The organism is Nocardia kruczakiae NBRC 101016 (genome assembly GCF_001612965.1).
Lineage (GTDB): Bacteria > Actinomycetota > Actinomycetes > Mycobacteriales > Mycobacteriaceae > Nocardia > Nocardia kruczakiae.
This window is the reverse complement of the sequence record NZ_BDBL01000083.1, coordinates 1-7,169: the sequence shown is the minus strand read 5'-3', so window position 1 is coordinate 7,169 and position 7,169 is coordinate 1. Positions and strand designations below refer to the sequence as shown.

At 69.0% G+C, this 7,169-nt stretch carries 8 protein-coding genes; 5 read left to right on the top strand and 3 right to left on the bottom strand.

Features of this window, described 5'->3' with window-relative positions; all coding sequences use genetic code 11:
• Positions 1-947 (bottom strand): biotin/lipoyl-containing protein (locus NK1_RS33015; RefSeq protein ID WP_174552779.1); only part of this gene is annotated, 947 nt, incomplete at its 3' end.
• Positions 948-1,358: 411 nt separating this feature from the next.
• On the opposite strand from NK1_RS33015, the gene NK1_RS33010 reads away from it, so the two are divergent.
• Entirely contained in the window at positions 1,359-1,709 is a 351-nt protein-coding gene (locus NK1_RS33010; protein WP_036500046.1) for a hypothetical protein, read from the top strand.
• A 142-nt stretch (positions 1,710-1,851) separates the two neighbouring features.
• On the opposite strand, the gene NK1_RS33005 is transcribed toward NK1_RS33010, so the two are convergent.
• The gene (locus tag NK1_RS33005) at positions 1,852-3,360 is read right to left on the bottom strand and encodes a leucyl aminopeptidase (RefSeq protein ID WP_063015128.1); all 1,509 of its coding nucleotides are present in this window, start codon (positions 3,358-3,360) and stop codon (positions 1,852-1,854) included.
• Positions 3,361-3,450: 90 nt separating this feature from the next.
• Here NK1_RS33005 and NK1_RS33000 point away from each other — a divergent pair, with 90 nt between their 5' ends.
• The gene (locus tag NK1_RS33000; protein ID WP_063015126.1) at positions 3,451-4,008 is read left to right on the top strand and encodes an RNA 2'-phosphotransferase; all 558 of its coding nucleotides are present in this window, start codon (positions 3,451-3,453) and stop codon (positions 4,006-4,008) included.
• Between the two features lie 59 nt (positions 4,009-4,067).
• On the opposite strand, the gene NK1_RS32995 is transcribed toward NK1_RS33000, so the two are convergent.
• Positions 4,068-4,730, bottom strand: coding sequence for a phosphate signaling complex PhoU family protein (locus tag NK1_RS32995; protein WP_063015124.1), 663 nt, complete (start codon positions 4,728-4,730; stop codon positions 4,068-4,070).
• Between the two features lie 372 nt (positions 4,731-5,102).
• Here NK1_RS32995 and NK1_RS32990 point away from each other — a divergent pair, with 372 nt between their 5' ends.
• From NK1_RS32990 to NK1_RS32980, 3 genes are all read left to right on the top strand, one after another.
• Entirely contained in the window at positions 5,103-5,945 is an 843-nt protein-coding gene (locus NK1_RS32990; RefSeq protein WP_063015129.1) for a ParA family protein, read from the top strand.
• 112 nt (positions 5,946-6,057) lie between these two features.
• Entirely contained in the window at positions 6,058-6,870 is an 813-nt protein-coding gene (locus tag NK1_RS32985) for a class I SAM-dependent methyltransferase (protein ID WP_063015122.1), read from the top strand.
• A 92-nt stretch (positions 6,871-6,962) separates the two neighbouring features.
• Positions 6,963-7,169: hypothetical protein (locus NK1_RS32980; RefSeq protein ID WP_218023206.1), on the top strand; the 207-nt coding region annotated here is incomplete at its 3' end.

Below are 7,169 nucleotides of genomic sequence, written 5' to 3'. Positions count from 1 at the left end.
CGGCCGCCGACGCCGGAACCCTTCAGCGTCGACAGATCGACATTGTTCTCCTGGGCCAGCTTGCGGACCAGCGGGGTGACGTAGGGAGATTCGCCGTTGCCGGACGTGGAGGCGGGCGCGGGCTGCGCCGGAGCCTGCTGGGCGGGGGCCTGCTGAGCGGGCCCTTCCTGCTTGGCCGGCGCCTGCTGAGGAGCCTGCTGCTGCGGCGCTTGCTGGGCGGGAGCCTGCTGGGCGGGCTCTTCCTGGGCGGGGGCCTGCTGCTGCTCGGGCGCCGGAGCCGGAGCGGGCGCGGACTGCGCGGCGGCGGGCGAGCCGCTGCCGATCACGCCGAGCTGACCGCCGACCGACACCACGTCGTCCTCGTTCGCGCTGATCTCGAGCAGCGTGCCGGCGACCGGCGACGGGATTTCGGTATCGACCTTGTCGGTGGAGACCTCGAGCAGCGGCTCGTCGACCTCGACCTGGTCACCGACCTGCTTGAGCCAGCGGGTGACCGTGCCCTCGGTGACGGATTCGCCGAGTTCGGGCATCTTCACCGGAGTGCCGTCGGCGGAACCGCCGGACTGCGCGGCGGGGGCGGGCTGCTGCGCGGGGGCCTCCTGGGCGGAGGCCTCCTGCGCGGGCGCTTCCTGCGCGGGCGCGGATTCGGCCGGTGCCTGCTGGGCCGGTGCCTCCTGTGCCGGGGCGGGTGCGGACGCGGACGCCTCGCCGGCGTCGCCGATCACGCCCAGTTCGCCGCCGACCTCGACGACGTCGTCTTCCTGGGCCACGATCTTGGTGAGCACACCCGCTGCGGGGGACGGGATTTCGGTGTCGACCTTGTCGGTGGACACTTCGAGCAGGGGCTCGTCGACCTCGACCGTGTCTCCTTCCTGCTTCAGCCACCTGGTCACAGTGCCCTCGGTGACGCTCTCACCAAGAGCTGGCATCTGGACGGAGAAGGCCATGTCCGTTGACTCCTCTAACTGCTCGACGGGTTCACAACAGTTCGTCTCTCGGCGGGGCGCGCCGCGGGTCGCGGCGAGCACCCGGCTGCCACCGAACATTCCTGTGGCACCGGAGATCCGTGCGGTTCTTGTTCCGGTTCTCCATCCTTGCACTCGCCGTTGCGATACGTACCACAGGGCGGGCGGTCGGCGGGCCCGTGGCGACATCACAGCATCCGCGCCGCTGCGGAGAGCTGCCCGGATGTCGATCGTCGGACTCGGCGTGTCCGGTTCGACACCCCGCGCGAAACCGCAGGGTCCGGACACGGTGTCCCCGGCGGAGCTGGGCGTGCGCCCGAAATGCCCGACAGCTGGCACTATCGATGGATCGGGAGGACACGCACCCGACATTCGACGAGGAGGTAGGCGGCCGTGGGGTTGCTCGATCGTTTCCGCGGCGGCCGCGCGGGCAGAGGCGCCGACGCCTCCGATATCCGTTATCTGGCCGACTGGGTGCGCACCCACGTGGGTGTCGAGGCGTATATCGAACCCAAGACGACAGTGACCGATGTCACAGCGATTCTTATCGCCGCCGATGGGGAATGGACGCGGCGGGTCGTGGGCGAGCGCGGCGCGCGCCAATTGTCGAGCCGCCTCGGGGTTCCCGTCTACGACGTCGGCCGCACCGGCTACCCGCAACGCATGCGCGACTACGACGCCCGCAAACGTATCGAGCGCAAGCGCGCGCTGGAGGCCGATCTCCGGGACCTGTCCGCGGAGTAGGAGGCTTCGGGCCGAGCGGGGCCCGACAGTTGAAAATCCGGCATCGGCGGTGCCGAACCGGCCCGGGTGATGCGCTGACCAGATCCCGGTCGGCCACACGTCCGACAGCCGCCGACCGGGAATCCGAATCCTGTTGTGCCGCTTACTCTCCCGCGATGTCGGTCAACACCGCGACCAGCGTGCGCACGGGAACGCCGGTGCCGCCCTTGCCGATGTAGCCGAACGGCCCACCGGTGTTGTAGGCCGGGCCCGCCACATCCAGATGCGCCCACTGCACACCCTCGGGCACGAATTCCTTGAGGTAGGTCCCGGCGACCAGCATGCCGCCCCAGCGGTGCGGGGATACGTTGGCCATATCGGCGACCTTCGAGTTCAGGTCGGCGCGCAATTCGGCGGGCAGCGGCATCGGCCAGCCGTTCTCGCCGACCTCCTGCGACAGCCGCGCCACCCGGTCGCGGAACTCCTCGGTGCCCATCACGCCCGGGGTGCGGGTGCCCAGGGCGACCATCTGCGCTCCGGTCAGCGTCGCGACGTCGATCAGGTAGTCCGGGTTGTCCTCACCCGCGCGCACGATCGCGTCGGCCAGGATCAGCCGGCCCTCGGCGTCGGTGTTGATGACCTCGATCGTGGTGCCGCCGTACTGGGTGAGCACATCGCCGGGACGCTGGGCGGTTGCCGAGGGCATGTTCTCGGCCATCGGCACCGTCGCGGTGACCGTGATCGGCAGTCCGAGCCGCGCCGCCACCAGGGTGGTCGCGATGACCGCCGCGGCGCCACCCATATCGGAGGTCATATTTTCCATATTGGCCGCCGGCTTGATGGAGATACCGCCGGTGTCGAAGGTGATGCCCTTGCCGATCAGCGCGACCTTCGTATCGCCGCCGGAGTAGGTGATGCGGATCAGCCGCGGCGGGCGCGAGGAGCCCTTGCCGACGCCGACGATGCCGCCGTAACCGCCCGCCTCCAGCTGCTTCTCGTCGAGGATTTCCACATCGAGTCCGGCCGCCCGCGCCAATTCGGCTGCGCGCTCGGCGAATTCGGCCGGGAAGAGGGCGTTCGGGGGAGTGTTGACGAAATCGCGCGCGGTCGCCACCGCCTCGGCGACGGCCTGGGCGCGGAACAGTTCGTCCTCGCCGGAATCGGCTGTGGGAACGAGGAATTCGACGCGTTGCAGCGGCTGTTCGGCCGGCTTGGGTGCGGACTTGTCGGACTTGAACGCGGTGAAGGTGTAGGCGCCCAGGTAGAAGCCCTCGGCAGCGGCGCCCAGATCCAGTCCGGACAGCGTCGTGACGGCCTTGGCGGTGCCGGCGAGCGAGCGGGCGGCCACACCGGCGGACTTGCGGATCTGCTCGGCGTCCAGCGCGTCCCGTCCGCCGAGCCCGACCGCGAGCACGCTGGTCGCGCCGAGCCCGTCCGGCGCCGGGATCCGCGTCAGTTCCTCGGCCTTACCCTTCGCACCGACGGCCAGCAGCGATGCCAGCAACTGCTCCCGGGTGCCGGCATCGAGCACCGCGTCGAATACGTCGGCCGCGGCGATCACGGGCCCGTCGTCGGTGGACAGAAGTCCGACCACGAGAACATCGGTATCGGGGCCGATGCTCTCGGTACGTGCCAGTTCCGGGCCGAGTGAACGATCTGCAACAGCTGTCATGCGCCCAGGTTACTGGGTCGGGTTCGGGCCCAGCGGCCGGAATTCGCTGGTGCCGCTCCGGGCGCCGTGCGATCGTGGTGGTGAATGACTATGAACGATCGAGAACTGGTGCGCTTGTCCAAGCGCCTGTCGAAGTGGTTGCGGCACGATCCGCACGGGATCGGCCTGGAACCGGACGCCGCGGGCTGGGTGCCGGTGGATGTGCTGCTGCGGCAGGCGAACGGGGCCGGAACCACGATCACTCGCGAGGACCTGGACGCGGTGGTCGCGCGGAACAACAAGCAGCGCTACGAATTCGACGAGACCGCGACGTCGATCCGCGCCCGGCAGGGACACTCCATCCCCGTCGACCTGGGCTACACCCCGACGGAACCGCCGCCGATCCTGTTCCACGGCACGGCCGAGCACCTGGTCGAGGTGATCATGGCCGAGGGGCTGCGCCCGATGCGCCGGCATGCGGTCCACCTGTCGGCGGATGTGGAAACCGCACGCACGGTGGGTGGCCGGCACGGTCGCCCGGTTGTCTTCGGCGTCGCGGCCGAGCGCATGTATCGCGACGGGCAGTCGTTCTACCGCACCGGCAACGGAGTCTGGCTGGTGGATGCGGTCCTGCCGCGTTATCTCGCGAGGAGAAGTTCCGCCGACTGAATTCGACACCGCTGCGTCGAGCCCGATGCGGCGTACTCCTGCCCGCGTGCACGTTCCGCTCACTCCTCGTCGGTCTGCGCCGACAGCGGTACGCCGGTGTGGAAGAACCGGATCAGCCGCCCGATCCGCACGCAGTGCGCGGCGCAGCGCTCGAAATGGTGTGCCAGCAGTGCTGTTTCGACCGCCATCGCATTGCCGTGCTGCCAGCCGTCGTCGGCGACCGCGCGCAGCAGTTGCTGCTGGAGCTGTTCGATCGCCGGATCGGGCGGAATCAGGGTGGTGTCCGGTGCCACCTGCTGGGCCGAGATCACCGCGATTGCCGCGGCGGTCAGGTCGACCAGCGCCGCGGCCATCGCCGAGAGTTGATGCGTGATGTCCTCGGGCGCCACGGGTTCCGGGAATTTCCGCACCACACCGTCGGCAACCCGGCTGAGCCCGCCCGCGATGCCGGACAGATCCTCCGCGATCTGGATGGCGGTCACCACGTTGCGCAGATCCCGCGCGACGGGCGCTTCCAGGGCGAGCAGGATCACCGACCGGTCCTCGCATTTGGCGTGCTCGGCCTGGATTCTCTCCTCCAGCGCGAATACCTCGTAGGCAGCGGTCAGATCGGCGTTCTCGATCGCCACCGCGGCGCGTTCGGCCGCCTCGTGTGCCAACCGAGCCATATGAGCGAGCTCGTCGGAGAGCGCCGCGAGTTCGGAGGAGAATTTCGTTCGCACTCTGGTATCTTCGCCGCCCGCCGGGCCGAACGTGCAATATCGCAGGAAAAGTCATCGAATATCCGCCTCGTGGGCCGGTGTCGTGCAGTGCCGCAGCGGGTGTCGGTCATTAAGGTGTAGCGCACCGTGCCGACGGTGGTGTGAATGGAGGGTCTCGGGCTGGTGGAGTTACGAAGCGAGACAACATCCGGGCAGCACACGGGATCGGTCGAGGTCGTGGGTTCGCTCGGTGTGCCGCAGCCGGCGAATGCGGCGGCCGACGAGGACGGATTCGACTGGCTGGGGCGCACCCGGGCCGGCCGTGTGCTGCGGTTGGAACGGCCGCAACGGATCTGGGAGGCCGAGCGCACGCCGGGGCGCTCGCGACCGTACGTGGTGGCGACGTTCAACTTGAAGGGCGGGGTGGGTAAGACCACCACCACGGCCGCGCTGGCCGAAATCCTGTCCGCCGAATTCGACAAGCGGGTCCTGCTGATCGATCTGGATCCCCAGGCCAATCTCACCGCGATGATGGTCGGCGAAAACCGGGCGATGGAACTGGATTCCGGTGGCAGCACCCTGGCCGCGATCTTCGCCGCCGCTCTGGCCGGGGGCCCTGCTCCCGATGTGCGCGCGCTGATTCAGCACGAGGTGTCGCCCATGCATGCGGTCACCACCGTCGATCTGCTGCCCGCCTCGCCGAAACTGATTGCGCTGCAGGACGAGATGCCCGCGCTGCGGCAGGGCGAACCCACCACGGTGCTGGCCCGGGCGCTGTCGGGCGTACTCGAGGACTACGACTACGTCCTCGTCGACTGCCCGCCGAATCTCGGCCCGATCACCCAGAACGGCCTGCGGCTGTCCGACGGTTACCTGATCCCCACCATCCCGGACATCATGTCCACCTACGGAATTCCGCCGGTGCAGGCGCATCTGCGCCACCTCGCCACCCGCTGGGGCGATCCGCTGGAGGAGCTCGGCGTCGTGGTCACCAAGTACCGCCGTTCGTCTGCGGTCCACCGCACCACCCTGGAGATTTTGCAGGCCAATCGCACTCTGCCGCGATTGTTCCCGACCCGCATACCCGATTCCAATCAGATCGCCGCCGCGGCCGCGTTCACCGATTTCGGAAGTCTGCGAAGGAAATACGGGACGGGCGGGCAGTTCCTGGCATTGCGCGAACTGACGGCGGATTTCCTCGCGACGACGCGGATAACCCTCGCGTGGGGGCGGTGACGACCGCAGACACGGGCAACGATACGACAGCTCTCGTCAATCATGCATTGACGATTGCTAGATCGTCAACGAATGGTTGACGAATCGCATTCGCTCGACCTACCGTTGCCGTATGTCCTCCACCGAACCGCCCGCACCGGCGATCACGCCCGCCCGGCGCCGGTCGACCGGCGAATCCTTCGGCATCGATCCGGCCCGATACGACCGCACCCGCCCGCCCTATCCGCACGCCATGATCGACCGCATCGTCGCGGCGAGCCCGGGGCCGAACTACCTGAACGCCGGCTGCGGCACCGGTATCGAAGCGCGGCAGTTCCGTGCCGCGGGCTGCACCGTGCTGGGTGTCGAACCCGACGCCCGGATGGCCGACTTCGCACGCCGTGACGGACTGGAAGTGGAGGTGGCCCGGCTGGAGGAGTGGGATCCGGCCGGGCGCGTCTTCGACGCGGTGGTGTCCGGTACCGCGTGGCATTGGATCGATCCGGTCGAGGGGGCGCGCAAGGCGGCACAGGCGTTGCGCCCGTCCGGGCGGTTGGCACTGTTCTGGCACGCTTTCACGCTGCCGCCCGCCGTGGCCGAGGCCTTCGCCGAGGTCTACCGCCGGCTGCTCCCGGATTCGCCCTTCCGTCCACCGGCCCGTCCCGACCGGGCGGTGGACCCCTACGAGCCCATACTCGTCGACTCCGCCAACGGAATTCGCGATGCCGGTGGATTCGGTGATGTGCAGCGGTGGCGCTTCGATTGGGAACACCGCTACACCCGTGACGAGTGGCTGGATCAGATGCCCACCCAGGGCACGCTGACGCAAGCGTCGCCCGAGGTGGTGGAACAGGTGCTCGCGGGCGTCGGCGAGGCGATCGACGCGATGGGTGGCAGCTTCACGATGCCGTACGCCACCATGGTCCTCACCGCCGCTCGACTGTGAGCTGACTCACATCTCCGGTTCGGTGGAACCGCCTCCACGCGGGAGCGTCCAAACCCATGACGGACAACATCTTTCGAGACAAGGATTCGCCCATGACACGCACCACGGCCGCACTTCTCGCGTGCGCCGCGATCGCGGGCTTCGGCCTGACGGCCGGCCGGGCGGCAGCGGCTCCGCTCGCTGCGGCACAGCATCAGGCCCTCGACCCGTCGGCCGCCCAGAACGGCTCGCCCGCCGCCGCCGACCGGCCCGGACGGTCGCCCGCTGCCGCCGCCGCGGGGTGTGGACGGCAAGCCGCT